The organism is Brevibacterium aurantiacum, from assembly GCF_007558825.1.
Classification (GTDB): domain Bacteria; phylum Actinomycetota; class Actinomycetes; order Actinomycetales; family Brevibacteriaceae; genus Brevibacterium; species Brevibacterium aurantiacum_A.
The window spans coordinates 445,935-461,958 of the sequence record NZ_VLTK01000004.1; the positions used below are offsets into that span (position 1 = coordinate 445,935).

Genomic DNA, 16,024 nt, shown 5'->3' on the forward strand with positions numbered 1-16,024 from the left:
TCATCCCAGGCTTCCACCAGTGCCGATGCCTGCATAGAGCTGCGGGCGACTCGACCTCAGGACGAGGGCCCAGATGGTGCCGAAGATCCCGGGCACAAGCACGATGGCCGGCAGCAGCCAGGAGAGCACCGAGGCGCCCTCGAGGCCGATGAGGACGTTGAAGTTGATGACGATGGCTACGAAGAGAACGATCAGTCCGATGGCGGAGAGCCCAGGTGCGATCACGCGCGTCCACAGTGGGTAGTCGCTCGAATGCGACCGTAGGAATCCGACGACGGCCAACGCCGTGAGCGCCATGAGGAGGACAAGGCCGAAGGCGCCCATATTCGTCAGCCAGGTGAAGAGGGTGACGACCGGAAAGAGCGGGTCGTCACTGCCGGAGCCGACGATGGCGAAGATGATGATGACGATGAGAGCGAGTCCCGACTGGGCCAGAGAGCCGGCGACTGGAGCACCGGTACGCCGCGAAGTCGTGGCCAGGATCGTCGGCAGCACCCGATCGCGGCCCAAGGCGAAGAAGTAGCGCGAGACGATGTTGTGGAAGGCCACGAGCGCGGCCAGCAGCGAGGTGAGGAAGAGCAGGTTCGACAGGTCGACGAACCAGACCGGGGTATGTTCGCTAAGGAAGACGAACATCAGGTCGGGACCGAACTCCTGGGAGCGTCTGACGACGTTCGAGGCGCCTTCACCCACGGTCATCGCCCAGGCTGAGAGGGCGTAGAAGACGGCGATGATGCTCACTGCGATGATCGTCGCTCGTCCGGCCGTGCGCTTAGGGTCCTTGACCTCTTCGTTGTAGATCGCGCCCGACTCGAAGCCCATGAACGCCGCGATCGAGAACGCCAGCGCGGCCCCGACTCCGGGAGCGAAGAGCTGGTCGGGCAGCAGCCCGTCGGCAGTGATGCCTTCGGGGCTGTGGGCGAATCCGATGACGTCGAAGACGATGACGATGAGGAATTCGGTGCCGACGATGATGCCGAGGACCTTCGCGGAGAAGTCGACGCGGCTGATGCCCATGAGACCGACGATCACCCAGGCGATGAGCGCGCAGATCCACCAGGCCGCCTGCAGACCGAACAGCGAATCGAGGAAGGAGGAGAAGACGAAGCCGAACATTCCGGCGATGCCGATCTGCATCGAGTTGTAGGCGACCAGCGCGGTGATGGCAGCGCCCATCCCGACGGGTTTGCCCAGACCTTTGGCGATGTAGGCGAAGAAGGCACCGGCATTGTGCACGTGCCGGCTCATCGCTGCGTAGCCGATGGCGAAGAGAATGAGAATGACGCCGAGGACGATGAAGGACAATGGGATGCCGAGCAGTCCGGTGACCGCAAAGTTGCTGGGGACGCCGCCGGCAACCACGGTCAGCGGCGCCGAGGCGGCAATGATCATGAAGACGAGAGCGAGAGTGCCGATGCGGCGGGAGTCGAGTCCCGAACTGATCGGTTGATGGGATGCGCTGTCAGGTTCGCTGCCAGTGCCGAGATTCACGCCCATGTGATCCCCCTTGCGATAGTGGCTGTATCGTCAGGTTCTCTCATCAGCCTTGCCAGTGTCTTGGCTCTGGAAGCAGGCCTCTTGACTTTCGGCGCAGAGAAAGCCGCGTCGCGGATTGCTCGAGTCAGCGCAATGCGCTGCGGCGGAACTGCGCCGGAGGCGATCCCACCAGGCTGCGGAAGAGTCGGGAGAAATGGGCAGGGTCGCTCAGGCCCCACCGAGCTCCGATCGCTGCCACGGGAACCTGCGACTTCTGCGGATCGGCGAGGTCTTGTCGGCAGGCCGCGATTCGGCGACGACGGATTTCCCCGGACACCGTCTCCCCGCTGCCCTCGAATACCTGATGCAGTGTGCGTACCGACATGAAATGAGCGGCGGCGATCGTTGAGGGTGTCAGCTGCGGGTCGGCGAGATTGGCGTCGATATAGGAGGTGACCTCCGTCCAAAGTCGCTGCCTCTCCCCCGGTGCATCTTCTGACTCTGCGAGCTCATCGGCCATGACGGTGGTGAGCAGGTCGACGACGTTTCCGGCCAACCTGATTCCGATGGACCGGTTGAGTGTGGGCAGCATGGCTCCCGCTTGCGTGATGATCTGCGTGGCAACGGCGCCGAGCTGATGATCGGCGCCGATCGAGGTGGCCGTGAGCTGACCTACGGTGTCGGTGGGCAGGTTCACCCGCGATTGCGGGAACATCATCACGTAGGACGAGAAGTCGCAGTCGAAGCTCAGGGTATAGGGACGCGAGGTGTCGTAGATCGCCAAGGAACCGGGTGCCAGAGACACTTCTCGACCATCTTGGATGAGCAGTCCATGCCCGTTGAGCTGGAGCGAGACCTTGTAATAGTTCGTCGACGAGCCCACCTTGAGCCCACCCGCGTCGCTGGGCCCGGTTGCGTTGCTGAGTGAATCCGCCCCGATGAGCTCAGGGGTTCGCAGCACAGCATGAGGGTTGGCGCTGATGTGGGACATGACGACGGAGTCATAATCGCGGGCGCTGATCGCTCCCCTGAATCCGCCGCGGCGCGCAGGCTCGGTGTCCAGTGGCACGAACGAGTCCGAGACGAGGGCTTGCCACCCGTCGAAATCAGAGGCTGTGCTCTCAAGTAACATCTTCGTCCTTCTCAGAAACATCCGACGACCGACTGCTGTGTCGACGGTCACTTGGCGCCACTCTATCCCCAACCACGCGGGGAGTCACGGCTTCCCAGGCATTTACCGACCACATGGTCATGATTACGTGGAAAGTTGCGCAACCACATGGTCGAGCTGCCTGCGAAAGCCTGCGAAGTCGAACGATTCGCCTCCGATGATGGCTGCGGTCTGGGCACCGAGCAGATACGTGAGGAGAACATCGGCTGCAGTCTCAAGCTCGACCTCGGCGGCCAATTCTTCATCGTCGTCGGCCTGGCGAAGCCAGCCTCGGATCCAGGTCCGCCACTGAGCCATGGTCTCGCGGGTGGTCCGGGCATGATCGGGACTCTGGGCCACCTCGGCGAGGAATGAGAGAACGACGCGGGCCTCATCGTGAAGCTCGGGCGTGACCGGGAGGACTTCATTCGCGAAGGCCCGCAGGGCAGCGAGACCACGCAGGTGGGAGGTGGAGAGCTCGACGCGGCGGTTCGTGGCTTCGTAGACGAAGAGGTAGGTAGCGGCCAGCAGGTCCGATTTGGAGGCGAAATAGGACTTGATCACCCCATTGGCGAATCCGGACTCCGCGGCGATGTCACGCATCGTCGCTCCGGCCAGCCCCTGGTCGACGATGATGCGCAGGGTCGCTTCGACGAGCTCGCGCCGACGCTGATCGTGATCGACGATCTTAGGCATTCTTCCTCCGGTCCCGGCCTTGACTTTATTTTCTACAAGCGTAGGTTATTAAGTGAATCAGCACACATCAATGACGTTGCGAAGGTGCACACATGTCTTGCCATTCCACTCCCGCCGATCCCTCCACACCGACCGCGCTCACACCGTTTTCACTCCCGACCGAGGCAGAGATCGCGACCGTGACCTCGGTGCTGCGCGAAGCCGGGCACTTCCCTACCGAGGCGCGCCTGTCCTACGTCGGGCTGCTCGATCCTGTGCGCGGTCACGCGCGCACCGTTGCGGAGGCGGACCGCCGTTTCCGTGCCCTCGTCATCGACAAGTCCGCTGGCACATCCCGCGACATCATCGTGTCCGCAACACATGCCCGAATCGATTCCGTCGCCGAGGTGGATTCGACGGCCGAAGGTGAGTTCCCGGTCATGGAAGAGGAGTTCGAGATCGTCGAGAACGTCCTAGCCGCGGATCCGAAGTGGCAGCAGATCCTCGCCCGTCGTGGCCTGCCGATCGAACAGGTTCGGGTCGCACCGCTATCGGCCGGTGTCTTCGAATACCCTGAGGAGTCGGGGCGCAGGATCCTGCGAGGGCTCGCCTTCCTCCAACCGCACGAGACCGATTCGGCCTGGGCGCATCCGATCGACGGCCTCGTCGCGTACGTCGATGTGACCAACCGGACCGTCGATCAGATCCTCGACCTCGAGGATGTTCCGGTTCCCGCCGAGCACGGAAACTACACAGATCCGGAGCTCACCGGCCCGGTGCGCACCACGCAGAAGCCGATCGAGATCACTCAGCCGGAAGGGCCGAGCTTCACCCTCTCAGAGGGCAACCACATCGAATGGGAGAAGTGGTCATTCGACGTCGGCTTCGACATGCGCGAAGGCCTCATCCTGCACAACATCGCCTTCAAAGACGGCGAGGCCAGCCGCACGATCCTCGACCGGGCCGCGATTGCAGAGATGGTCGTGCCCTATGGTGACCCGTCCCCGGTGCGGTCCTGGCAGAACTACTTCGACACGGGTGAATACCTCGTCGGGCAGTGGGCGAACTCGCTCGAGCTGGGCTGCGACTGCCTCGGCGACATCACTTACCTGTCCCCGTGGGTGGCGAACAACCTCGGCGAACCCCGGCAGATCAAGAACGGCATCTGCATGCACGAGGAGGACGCCTCGATCCTGGCCAAGCATTCGGATCTGTGGTCGGGAGTGGACTACACCCGGCGCAACCGGAGGTTCGTCGTCTCCTTCTTCACCACTGTCGGCAATTACGACTACGGCTTCTACTGGTACCTCTACCTCGACGGCACGATCGAGTTCGAGGCCAAGGCCACCGGGGTGGTCTTCACCTCGGCGCTGCCGAACGGATCAAGCGACTTCGCCTCAGAGATCGCACCCGGCCTGGGTGCACCGTTCCATCAGCATCTGTTCGGGGCGCGTCTCGACTTCGCCCTCGACGGCGGCAGATGCCGGGTCGAAGAGGAGGACGTCGTGCGCCTGCCGGTCTCGGAATCCAATCCGCGCGGCAATGCCTTCAGCCGCAAACGCACCGTACTGGGTACGGAACTGGCCGCCAAGCGCGACGCAGATCAGTCGAAGGCTCGGACCTGGGTGGTGACGAACCCGGACTCGGCCAACCGCCTCGGCGAACCCGTGGGTTACAAGCTCCACCCCACGGGACTGCCGACCTTGCTTGCGGCCGAGGACTCATCGATCCACAAGCGGGCGACGTTCGCATCAAAGGCCCTATGGGTCTCGCAGTATCACGAGGACGAGCGCTATCCGACCGGCGACTTCCCGAACCAGCATCCCGGTCACGCAGGGCTGCCCGCATGGACCGCCGCCGATCGCAGCGTCGACGGTGAGGACATCGTGGTGTGGCACAGCTTCGGCCTCACGCACTTCCCCCGGGTCGAGGACTGGCCGATCATGCCCGTGGACACCGTCGGGTTCAAGCTGCGCCCTGAGGGATTCTTCGACCGCTCCCCCGTCCTCGACGTCCCCGCTCCGGAGCCCGGTAGACACTGCGGAGGATCCGACGGAGGCTGCTGCGAGAGCTGAAGCTCTCACTCACGACTGCGGCTTCAGAGGTGCGCAGCGCGCAGAGAGCGCAAACGGTCCTCAAGACTGCCGGGGCCCTCGGCGGCGAACGCGGGAGCATTCCCGGCACGCTGATCCCTTCATCGCTGCCTGCGACCAGTTCCCGAAACGAACGACGATCGCGCATCGCGATATCGCGCAGAATCAACAGACTCCACTGGTCTCCGAGCATCTCCAAAGCGCGGTTGATCGGACAATTCGATGGTGGGGTGGTGAGCATGGGAACTCCGAATCACGCTGATCGAAAGTTTCGCCGAGGTGGGGTGAACTTGATTTTCCACGCAGTTCGGCCCCCTCGGCTTGCCAGTTCGCGCACAGTTGCGACCAGGCTGTGTCGCGACCCGAGTCGTGTCACTAGCCTGTCGACATGACCACACTCATCGTCACCAACGGCCCCATCTACACCAGCGACCCCGAACGCCCATGGGCCGAAGCCTTCTCTGTCGAAGACGGCAGGATCGGCACGGTCGGAACCCTCGACGAGGTTCGTTCATCGGTGACCGCCGACGCCGGGGTCGTCGATCTCAATGGTCGGTTCGCCATGCCCGGTCTGGTCGACGTCCACGCTCACCTCGGCCTCGGCGGGCGCCAGCTCGCATTCGAACTCCAGGTGCTGCCCAGCGACGATGTCGCCGCGATTGCGGCAAAAGTCAGACAGTGGCGAGCGGAGCTTGAGCCCGGCCAATGGGTGGTCGGCGGAATCGTCGGCTCAACTGTCATGGACGATCTCACCCACCAGGATCTACTGACCCTCGATGACGCGGCAGAAGGGCATCCCGTACTGCTGCGCGATGACACGATGCACAACCGATGGGTGAACTCGGCCGCGTTCGAGATCCTCGGCATCACCGAGGGGTCACCGAATCCAGAGGGCGGAACGTATGTCCGGGACAGCGACGGTCTGCTCAATGGCGTCCTCACCGAGCTGGCCTGCAGCGCAGCCGAGGCCGCGGTGCTGGAGTCGATCGGCGACGTCGCGAACTTCCATGCACGGGCTATCGGCACTGCGGTGCAGACTCTCAATTCGTTCGGAGTCACTGCTGTACAGGAATCTGCAACGATGGACTACGCACTGACAACGCTGCGCGTCCTCGACGAAGCCGGAGAACTGACCGCCCATGTGGTGGCCTCGATGCCTGCACAGCCTTTTCTGGAAGAGGGCATCACCGGCGAAGAACTCTATCGGGTCGGAGACGCGAACCACACGGCTCATCTGCATCCGACCTTCGCCAAATACGTGCTCGACGGCGTTCCGATGACTCGCACCGCGGCACTGCTCACTCCGTACCAGTGCCACCACCCCGGAGATGATCCGACCTTCACCGGAGAACCGCTGTGGGGCCGCGAAGAGCTCGTCGCTTCGCTGCTCTCTCTGGCCGACCGTGGCCTCAGCGCGAAGCTGCATGCCACCGGCGATGGTGCTGTCCGGTTGATCCTCGACGCCGTGGAGACCGTGAGACGTGAACGGGGCTGGAAGACGAAGTTCCACATTGCACACGTGGAGTATGTCCACGACGATGATCTGGCTCGTTTTGCCGAGCTGCAGGTTGTCCCCGACGCGTCTCCGTACCTGTGGTTCCCCTCGGTGATGCAAGAATCGATGGCCAAGCAGGTGTCGGCAGAGACCTTCGAACGTTCCTGGCCGCTGCGTCGGCTCATCGACTCCGGCGCACAGGTCTCCTGTGGTTCAGACTGGCCCTGCGCTGCTCCGACTCCGGATCCGTGGACCGGGCTGGCAACCCTGATCACCCGAGCCAACCCGGACCCTGCGGTGACAGGAGAACTCAACCCCGGCGAGGCGCTCTCCGTCGAACAGGCGATCTCAGCATTCACCCGCAACCCGGCTCACGCAATGGGCTTGGGTGAGGTCACCGGAATGCTGCGCCCCGGAATGTCCGCCGACTTCATCGTCCTGGACCGGAACCTGTTCTCCGCCGACCCTGCCCATCTGCATGAGACCACGGTCCTCACAACCTATTTCGAGGGTCGCCTGGTTCACCAAACGTGAGCCTCAGAGTTCGCGGAAGAAATCATCCGTGGTTGCGTTGGGGTGCTTCGCCAAGGGCGTGACCTTGACGTTCATATAGGCGAACATCGGGAAGCCCTGAAACGTCGCGTGCAGGAAGTCGAGGTCATCGACCTCGTACATCGAGTAGTTCGAGTATTCCCCAACCACGCGCCAGATGCCCTTCATGATTCCGCGTTCCTGAAGATCGGCAGAATAGGCCTTCTCCCTGACCTGGAAATCGGCTTTGGTCTCGTCGGTCATCGATTCGGGGAATACGACGTCCATGCGTGCCAAGAAAAGCATGTGTTCCTCCTGCCCTGCGGGTCAGAGCTGCGCTGAGTGAGTGGATGTTCCGAACGCCACTATAGGTGCTCACGGCAGAAGGCGGTGAGGGCGTCCGCGCTTCGCGGTCCGAATTGACCCTCCGCGCACACGCAGTGTCCCGGCTTGCCTGTGCGCGCAGAGTTCCGCTCCGCCCCCTGTTGCGGCGTGAGGCAGGTCTCTATTCTGACATCATGAATACCACCGCAGCAGGCAACGCAGTCAGCCCTACAGGTTCGATCACCGAGCACAGCGAGACCTTCCCGACCGACCTGCCCGACGAACGCTTCGACTATGTCGTAGTCGGTGCCGGATCTGCCGGGTGCGTGATCACCCGCAGACTCATCGATGCGGGCAAGAAGGTCTGCCTCATCGAGGCCGGCGGAGATGAGACGAACCCGAACATCGATCACCTCAACACCCTCGGTCTGATCTGGCATTCGAAACAGGACTGGGACTACTACACGACCCCACAGCCGGCGGCCATGAATCGCAAGATCCACCTGCCCCGCGGAAAGGTCCTCGGCGGATCGAACGCACTCAATGCGGTGATCTGGGTTCGCGGCGATGCCTGGGACTACGAGCAGTGGGTGGAATCGGGCTGCCCTGGCTGGTCCTGGGACGAAGTCCTGCCCGTGTTCAAGGCCATCGAGAACTATGACGGCGAACTCACGGACAATCGGGGCACGGACGGGCCTATGGACGTGCGCATCGGCTACGAGCGCAATCCCATCCAGGAGGACATGGTCACCGCCGGTGAGCAGACCGGTCTGAGCTACAACCCGGACTACAACTCCGGCAGCGTCGAGGGCATCTCCCGGATCCAGCTCAATGTCCGCGACGGCAAGCGATTGAACACCTGGCGCGCCTACCTCAAGCCCTGCCTCGGCGATGGGAATCTCACGATCCTGACGTCGACGCACGCACGTCGGCTCCTCGCCGACGACAAGCAGATCACGGGAGTCGAGGTGGACTTCCGCGGCCGTGTCGGCACGATCACCGCCGAAGAGGTCATCCTCACGTCCGGTGCGCTGGCCTCACCGGAGCTGCTCCTGCGTTCGGGAATCGGCCCTGCCGAAGAGCTGCGCGAGGTCGAAGTCGATCCGATCCACGACCTGCCAGGGGTGGGCAAGAACCTCCAGGATCATTGGCTCTCCCCGGTCATCTTCACCACCGGATCCGAGCCCGTGCCGATGGGTGAGGTCGCCCCCGCCGAGGTGCATCTGTTCTGGAAATCGAAGCCTGACCTTCCGGTGCCCGACACCCAACCCCTGTTCTTCTCGGTACCGATGTATGCCCAGGATTCCGCGCCGAATGTGCAGTCGGGTCCGGACAACGCGTTCACCCTCCAAGGTGGGATCGTTCGTCCCGAGTCCCGTGGCGAGGTCACGCTCAGCGGACCGAATCCGCAGGACCCGACGCTGGTCAACCCGAATGTGCTGGCCGAGCAGGCCGATGTCGACGCCCTCGTGGCTTCGGTGAAGCAGTGCCGGGAGATCGGACGCGCCGAGGCGCTGGCAGCGTGGGAGCCGACCGAGATCTTCCCCGGCCCCGAGGTCGCCGATGAGGATCTCGAAGACTATGTCCGAGGATCTGTGGTGACCTACCACCACCAGGTCGGGACCTGCCGAATGGGCCAGGACGAAACCGCCGTCGTCGATCCGCAGTCGTTCAAGGTCCACGGGCTGGCCGGCCTGCGGATCGCCGACGCTTCGATCATGCCGCAGGTGCCCACCGGCAACACGAATGCGCCCACGATCATGATCGCCGAACGTGCTGCCGCCGCACTGATCGGCTCCACGGTCGAGGGAATCACTGCGCCAGGACAGTAGCGGATAGGCACGTACGCCCTCCTCGCGTTGCGGCTCGGATAGGATGAACGTCCGAGGCCGTCGAGGAGGGCAGACGCGTGAGCAGCAACGAAACCAACCCCGCGCCCAAGCCCGGCCGCGGAGTCCGATCCCAGACGCTGGAGCGAGCCCTCGATGCTCTCCAGCTCCTTGCTGATGGACGACAGCGCACCAGCAGGGAACTCGCCGCGGAGCTCGACCTGCACAGGTCCATCGTCTATCGAATTCTGCGCACGCTGGAGGACTATTCTCTCGTCACGCGCAACGAAGACGGGCGGTTCCGGGTCGGACTGGGCATGACTGCCCTGGCAAAATCTGGAATCGGCGACGTCGAAATGGAAATCGCGGCGGTCCTGCAGGAACTGTCGAATGTCACCTCGGCGACGGCGATCTTCTGCGCGCGACAGCGCAATGATGCCGTCGTCCTGTCATCGACCCGACCGGGGCAGAGCCCGGCCTCTGTCGCTGTGCGAACGGGCAGTCGCTTCCCAGTGGACAACAGCGCGCCCGGCCTGGCGATCCTGTCCCTGCAGGAGCACAGTGAGCACGATGTCGATGAGGTGGCACTGGCCAGACAGACGGGCTACGTTCACACCAAGGGTCAGCCGTTCATCGGACTCGAAGCCGTCGCCGCTCCTGTGAGAATGCCCGACGGGCAGGAAGCCAGTCTTTCCCTCCTGTTCCCTGTGGGCGACAAAGATGTGCAGCTCATGGTCAACGAACTGCGGATATACAGCGAACGCCTGATCTCTCCCGCGAACGACTGGCAGCTCTGACTGCTCGCATCCTTGGCCGATGGCCGCGTCGACGGCCTGAACCTCCACTATCCGTTTTGCGAAAAATCCCAGCTTTATCCCCGGCACCATTGTGTGCGGTACGCCACTTTCGGTAGATTCGTTGCTCACATAGAGAGCAGAAGTTACTAATGTGCTCGATATGCGAACACGCATGAATCTACAGTCGGACATCGACGTCCATCCGAGAGGAACGAATGATGAAGAGCATCGGGATCATCGGCGCAGGAGTCGCCGGACTCCACCTGGGTCTGCAACTGCGTCAGCATGGAATCGCCACGACCATCTACACCAACCGCACACCCGAAGAGGTTGCCGATGGCAAGGTGATGAACAGTGTCGCCCATATGCACGTGACTCTCGAGCTGGAGGAGGACCTCGGGATCAACCATTGGACCGAGGACCAGTACTACTACACCCACCACTACCACTACAACGGCTGGGGCGAGGAGCGGACTTTCCAGGGTCAGTTCGCGTCACCTTCACGGACGCTGGACTATCGAATCTATCTGCCCCAGCTGATGAAGGACTTCACCGACCGCGGCGGCGTCATCGAATATCGTGATCTTGCAGTCGCCGACATCCAGGACCTCAGCGAAGTCCACGATCTCGTCGTGGTCTCGACCGGCAAAGGGGAAATCGGCGCAATGTTCCCCAAACGCGCGGACAAGTCACCTTACGATCGCCCTCAGCGCAAACTTGCTGTGGGGTTCTGGAAGGGCGTCGAACGCTGCGATCCGAACGGCGTCGGAGTCAGCGTCGTTCCCGGCGTCGGAGAACTCCTTGCCATTCCGATGTGGTCATTCTCCGGCGATGTCATGGCCCTCTTGTTCGAAAGCGTGCCCGGCGGCGTACAGGAACCGCTCACCGATCAGCGCTATGCGGATGATCCTGAGGCCTACCGCCAGCTCACGCTCGACATGCTCAAGGAGCACCACCCCACCGTCTACGACCGAGTCAACCACGACGAATTCCGCCTCCAGTCCGACTCAGACAAAGACATCCTCCAGGGTGCCTTCACTCCAGTGATGCGCGAAGACTACGCCCGCCTCCCCAACGGCAAATTCCTCCTGGCATTGGGTGACGTGCACCTGACCATGGACCCTGTACAAGCACAGGGCGCGAACTCAACCGCCTATTCGGCTCGAGTCGTCGGCGATGCGATCATCGAAGACGATGTCTTCGACGAACGTTTCATGAAGAAGGTGGCAGCCCGTCGCAATGAACGCCTCGAGGCCGCCAACGACTGGCTCAATACAATCATCCACACTCCCACCCTTCCGCAGATCCCGAAGCTCTTCAGCGCCATGGTCGACAACCAGGAGCTGACGGATGAGTTCACCGAGAACTTCAACCACCCCATCCATCAGATTGACCTGCTGGCCAGCGAAGAGCGTGTGGACGCGGCCATTGAGCGCACATCTGCCTGAGCCCCGCACTCACCGAATCGAACTCAAGACTGGAGCCGACCATGCACAAACTGCTCGTTCTCTACCCCGAGCCCACCGACCGCGCCACGTTCATCGACTACTACACCACGACCCACCTGCCGCTCGCCAAGCGCCTGCCCGGAATGCTGAGCTGGACGTACTCGGTCGATATCACCACGGATAAGGACGGCAACTCGCCTTACTTCGCGATCTTCGAAGCAGCATTCCCCGACCAGGACACATTCGCAAGCGCAATGGCTTCACAGGTGGGCCAGGATGTCGCCGCAGATGTGGGCAACTACGCCACCGGCGGGGCCACCATCGTCGATTTCGCAGTATCAGGAGGAGAAGAATCATGAACGAACTCAATGACGTTCAACAGCAATTCCGTCAGGCGATGGCCCACCTGGCCGCGGCCGTGAATATCGTGACCACCGAAGGAGACCACGGAAAACTCGGCATCACGGTCAGCGCGGTATGCTCGGTCACAGACTCTCCGCCCACGGTGCTCGTGTGTGTCAACCAGCGCAGTGCTGCCCATGACGTCTTCACGAACAACGGAGTGGTGGCGATCAACGTCCTGGCCGCAGAGCAGTGCGAACTGGCTCGTCACTTCTCCGGGGCGACCAAGGTTCCGATGGAGGACCGGTTCGCGTGGGACATCTGGGATGACGACACCACCGCACCGACTCTCAAAGACGCTCGGGTCGCCCTCGTCGGCCACATCCAAAGCACAATGACACAGGGAACCCACTCCGTGCTCTTCGTCGAAATCGACTCGATCCGAGTCAGGGATGAAGCAGAGGGGCTGGTCTACTACGGTCGCGGCTTCCACCGGATCAGCGAGCTGACAGCGATCTGAGATGAACGACAGCTCAGCCGACCGCAGCCCGGAACTCGATCTGTCGCCGAGGCGGCTGCGCGGGCAGTCACCTGAAGAGGCACTGGAAGTCGGCACCGAGCTCTACTACCCGCACCAGCTGCGCATTCGGGGAATCGGCTCTCGATTCGAGATGCGGGCAACGGCGATCAAGGTGGGCCCATTGTCGATCGGGACGCTGAAGTACACGGCTCCAGTCACGGTCAAGACCGGCCCCTACGAAGACGCCTACCAGGTGAATATCGCGCTGAACGGTTCGTTCCGGACGTCCGCAGGGTCAGACGTCGTCGTGGCAGACCGCTCACGGTGCGCCGTCTACAGGCCCGATGTCGATACGGCATTCAGCGGTTGGGACTCTCCCTGCACAATGTTCACCGTCAAGATCGAACGATCCGAGTTCGAACGCATCGCCGCACAGTATCTGGGTGCGGAGGTGCCCTCCCCGATCGACTTCGAACTTCCGATGACGGTTGCCAGCGGCGACGGCTCCGCATGGATGCGTTCGGTGCGGCTCCTGGCCAACCTGCACCAACAGGGCGATGCCGGTCCGCTGCTCATCGATCGAATGGTCGAGGAGGTGGTGGTCGGCCTGCTCTGGGCAGCCGAACACTCATTTCATCGACATCTGGACAGACCATCTCCGGCGTCTGCTACCGCCCTGCGCCGCAGCAGAGATCTCATCCACGCGATCCCCGAAGAATCCCTCACCCTCGATGTCGTTGCTCGATACGCAGGGGTCAGCGGACGATCGCTGCAGATGGCGTTTCGACGAGAACTCGGTTCCTCACCCATGCAGTACCTCAAGTCAGTGCGCCTGGACAAAGCTGCCGAAGCTCTGCGGGAGTCGAACCCACGCGATCATTCCGTCTCCGAAGTGGCCCGGCGCTTCGGCTTCTCCCACCTCGGCCGCTTCTCCTCCGACTATGCCGACCGGCATGGTGAGAGACCCTCGGAGACGTGCAGAAAGAGCTCGCACCTCTAGTCTGTTGGCCTCGAGTTCTCGGTCCTCCCAGGAGCTGCTGGTCATCTCGATCGCCATCGGCACGGTCATCGGTGCAGCGGTCGAACCCAGGGACGAGATCGTCGCCTGAGCCACCTCACCACTCAGGGGCAGTGAACGAAGCCTCGTAGTCCTGCCGCTGATTCTTGCGCGCCAGCAGTTGGTTAGGCACCATCGCTCCGAAGAGTCGGTCGCGGATCGCAATCGGCAGCAGATTGGCCACTGTGACTGCCGGACCGATGAAACCGGGAACAGTGAGCTCGAACCTGGGCCGGGCAGCGGCCTTGACAACGCTTCGGGCCACCTCGGCGGGCGTGAGTCGTCTCGCAGCACCACTCGAGGTTCCTGCTGCCAGCGCCGTGTCGACGACTCCGGGCATGATCGCGGTGACCAGAACGCCGGTGCCGCGCAACTCCGCGCGGATGGCTTTGAGGTAGCCGAGCACGCCGTGCTTGGTGGCGGCATAGGTCGCCTCCCCCGGTGTCGGCAGGATAGCGCCCGCTGAGGCCACGGTGATGAGGTGGCCCCGCCCTCGCGCCAGCATGCCCGGTGCCACGGCCTTGATGCCGTTGATGACTCCGAGCAGGTTGACCTCGAGCTGTGCCCGGGCCGCTGAATCCGGCTCCTGTGCGAAGGGACCGACCCACATCAGGCCCGCATTGCTGACGAAGATGTCGATGGTGCCGAGCTCACGGGTCACATCTGCGAGGAATGCATTCAGACAATCCTGGTCCGTGACGTCGAGCCTGCTGGCGTGGGCTCTCAGCTCCGCGGCAGTCTCTTGGGCGGCGTGCAGGTCGATGTCGCCGATGGCAACCTTCGCCCCGGCAGCGCTGAACTTCGCCGCAATCTCTCGGCCGATGCCGCGGGCTCCGCCGGTGATCGCCACGACCTGTCCTGTCAATGCCTGTGTCCGGTTCATGCCGTCACCTTTCCTCTGCGCATTTCGCGTTCCAGTTCCAACAGATAGTGGTCGAAGTCGACCTGCATCGTGTGCCGGGGCGAATCGTAGAACGCTCGTTTGTTCCGCCGATCGTCCTCGTGCATTCGCCGGGTCACGTCTCGCCGGCTCGGCAGTTCGTACTCGCCTGTGAGAGCTTTGACGACCAGTCTGCTCTGGGCTTCGGCCAGCGGCATGACGGCACCGATCGGTTGGAGGAGACCGATGAAGAACAGGCCGGGGTGATCGGGATGGATCATGCGCTTGAACAGCGGCAGGTCATTTCCCTCGGCAGAGATCAGGTCCGGATCGAAGAAGGGAAAATTCACCCGATATCCCGTCGCCCACACGATGAGATCGGCCGGTGCCTGGCTTCCATCGGTGAACACCACCCGGTCACTCTCGAGTCGTTCGATGCCCGGTTTCACCGCGATCGCACCTGCGCCGAGGCGGTCCCTGATTGCGTCCGACTGCACCGGATGCGATTGGCCCGGGGTGTGCCCCGGGGCGGGCAGACCGTATCTGCGCAGACCTCCGGAGAGCAGGGCGGCCACACGCAGGCGAATGCTCGTGGCCCACCAGGGCGCCCAGCTGGGTAGGGCGATCTGATCGGCGGCCATTCCGAAGAGAGTCTTCTTCAGCACCCATTGGCCGCGGCGGATCGAGAGGTTGACGCTGCGTGCCCGCTGGGATCCCTCGACCGCGATGTCCATCGCGGAGTTGCCTGCACCGACGACCACAACATCGCGGCCCTCGAGCTGGTCTCCGCTGCGGTAGTCGTGGGCGTGGATCTGCTCGCCGTCGAAGTGGCCCGGATACTCGGGCTCGGGCCAGCGCGCATCCCAGTGGTGGCCGTTGGCGACCATCACAGCGTCGTAACGGCGGGTCTCGGTCGACGCAGTCTCGCAAGACTCTGCGGAGGTGCCGGCGCCGGTGGAACGGATGTCGACATCCCAACCGCCGTGTTCACCTCGGCGGACATGGGTCACCTCGGTGTCGTAGGTGATCGTGTGGCCGAAGCCGAAGTGCTCGACGTAGTCGCGGAAGTAGGCATGGACCTGGTCGTGACTGGCGTAATCGGGATAGTCGGCTGGCATCGGGAAATCGGAGAAGGCCATGCGGGGACATGAGGTGTTGATCTGCAGGGTTTCGTAGCAGGCGCTGACGCCGTTGGGGTTGTCGTAGAGCCAGTTGCCGCCGAATTCGCTGCCTTTCTCGAAGCAGTCGAAGGGAACGCCAGCTGTGTATAGGGCCTTGGCGGCGGCGAGCCCCGAGGCTCCGGCACCGATGACGCACACCCGCGGCAGTGCGGGGTTCGGTGGGATCTGGGCGCTGACCCTGGGGGCGCGATGCTTCTGTCTAACTATGTAAGGCATGTCACATAGT

The 16,024-nt window shown here is 62.9% G+C and carries 14 protein-coding genes; 8 read left to right on the forward strand and 6 right to left on the reverse strand.

What is annotated here, in order from left to right; translation table 11 throughout:
- The 3 genes from FO013_RS09420 to FO013_RS09430 all read right to left on the reverse strand — a co-directional run bounded on the left by FO013_RS09420 (position 1) and on the right by FO013_RS09430 (position 3,322).
- Entirely contained in the window at positions 1 to 1,497 is a 1,497-nt protein-coding gene (locus FO013_RS09420) for an APC family permease (RefSeq protein ID WP_143922268.1), read from the reverse strand.
- A 124-nt stretch (positions 1,498 to 1,621) separates the two neighbouring features.
- On the reverse strand, positions 1,622 to 2,608 hold the full coding sequence (locus tag FO013_RS09425) for an AraC-like ligand-binding domain-containing protein (protein ID WP_186293034.1): 987 nt from the start codon (positions 2,606 to 2,608) through the stop codon (positions 1,622 to 1,624).
- Between the two features lie 123 nt (positions 2,609 to 2,731).
- Complete coding sequence (locus FO013_RS09430; protein ID WP_143922269.1) at positions 2,732 to 3,322, reverse strand: TetR/AcrR family transcriptional regulator; 591 nt, start codon at positions 3,320 to 3,322, stop codon at positions 2,732 to 2,734.
- Between the two features lie 92 nt (positions 3,323 to 3,414).
- Here FO013_RS09430 and FO013_RS09435 point away from each other — a divergent pair, with 92 nt between their 5' ends.
- Both FO013_RS09435 and FO013_RS09445 read left to right on the forward strand, forming a co-directional pair.
- Positions 3,415 to 5,376 (forward strand): primary-amine oxidase, encoded by a 1,962-nt coding sequence (locus FO013_RS09435; protein ID WP_143922270.1) that lies wholly within the window; start codon positions 3,415 to 3,417, stop codon positions 5,374 to 5,376.
- A 406-nt stretch (positions 5,377 to 5,782) separates the two neighbouring features.
- Positions 5,783 to 7,423: an amidohydrolase gene (locus tag FO013_RS09445; protein WP_143922271.1), complete on the forward strand. Its 1,641-nt coding sequence runs from the start codon at positions 5,783 to 5,785 to the stop codon at positions 7,421 to 7,423.
- Positions 7,424 to 7,426: 3 nt separating this feature from the next.
- Here FO013_RS09445 and FO013_RS09450 read toward each other — a convergent pair whose 3' ends face one another.
- Positions 7,427 to 7,726, reverse strand: a complete 300-nt coding sequence (locus FO013_RS09450) for a muconolactone Delta-isomerase family protein (protein WP_143922272.1) — start codon at positions 7,724 to 7,726, stop codon at positions 7,427 to 7,429.
- A 212-nt stretch (positions 7,727 to 7,938) separates the two neighbouring features.
- On the opposite strand from FO013_RS09450, the gene FO013_RS09455 reads away from it, so the two are divergent.
- The 6 genes from FO013_RS09455 to FO013_RS09480 all read left to right on the forward strand — a co-directional run bounded on the left by FO013_RS09455 (position 7,939) and on the right by FO013_RS09480 (position 13,680).
- Positions 7,939 to 9,576, forward strand: coding sequence for a GMC family oxidoreductase (locus tag FO013_RS09455; protein WP_143922273.1), 1,638 nt, complete (start codon positions 7,939 to 7,941; stop codon positions 9,574 to 9,576).
- Between the two features lie 77 nt (positions 9,577 to 9,653).
- The gene (locus FO013_RS09460; protein ID WP_143922274.1) at positions 9,654 to 10,370 is read left to right on the forward strand and encodes an IclR family transcriptional regulator; all 717 of its coding nucleotides are present in this window, start codon (positions 9,654 to 9,656) and stop codon (positions 10,368 to 10,370) included.
- A 215-nt stretch (positions 10,371 to 10,585) separates the two neighbouring features.
- On the forward strand, positions 10,586 to 11,818 hold the full coding sequence (locus tag FO013_RS09465; RefSeq protein ID WP_222103596.1) for a styrene monooxygenase/indole monooxygenase family protein: 1,233 nt from the start codon (positions 10,586 to 10,588) through the stop codon (positions 11,816 to 11,818).
- Between the two features lie 41 nt (positions 11,819 to 11,859).
- Positions 11,860 to 12,177, forward strand: a complete 318-nt coding sequence (locus FO013_RS09470; protein ID WP_143922275.1) for an EthD family reductase — start codon at positions 11,860 to 11,862, stop codon at positions 12,175 to 12,177.
- A complete protein-coding gene (locus tag FO013_RS09475; RefSeq protein ID WP_143922276.1) occupies positions 12,174 to 12,680 on the forward strand; it encodes a flavin reductase in 507 nt (168 codons plus the stop codon). The genes FO013_RS09470 and FO013_RS09475 overlap by 4 nt, the downstream gene beginning before the upstream one ends.
- A 1-nt stretch (position 12,681) precedes the next feature.
- Positions 12,682 to 13,680, forward strand: coding sequence for an AraC family transcriptional regulator (locus FO013_RS09480; protein WP_143922277.1), 999 nt, complete (start codon positions 12,682 to 12,684; stop codon positions 13,678 to 13,680).
- A gap of 115 nt (positions 13,681 to 13,795) precedes the next feature.
- Here FO013_RS09480 and FO013_RS09485 read toward each other — a convergent pair whose 3' ends face one another.
- Both FO013_RS09485 and FO013_RS09490 read right to left on the reverse strand, forming a co-directional pair.
- Positions 13,796 to 14,620 (reverse strand): SDR family oxidoreductase, encoded by an 825-nt coding sequence (locus FO013_RS09485; protein WP_143922278.1) that lies wholly within the window; start codon positions 14,618 to 14,620, stop codon positions 13,796 to 13,798.
- Entirely contained in the window at positions 14,617 to 16,014 is a 1,398-nt protein-coding gene (locus FO013_RS09490) for a flavin-containing monooxygenase (RefSeq protein ID WP_143922279.1), read from the reverse strand. Before FO013_RS09490 ends, FO013_RS09485 begins: the two co-directional genes overlap by 4 nt.
- Positions 16,015 to 16,024: the final 10 nt, after the last annotated feature.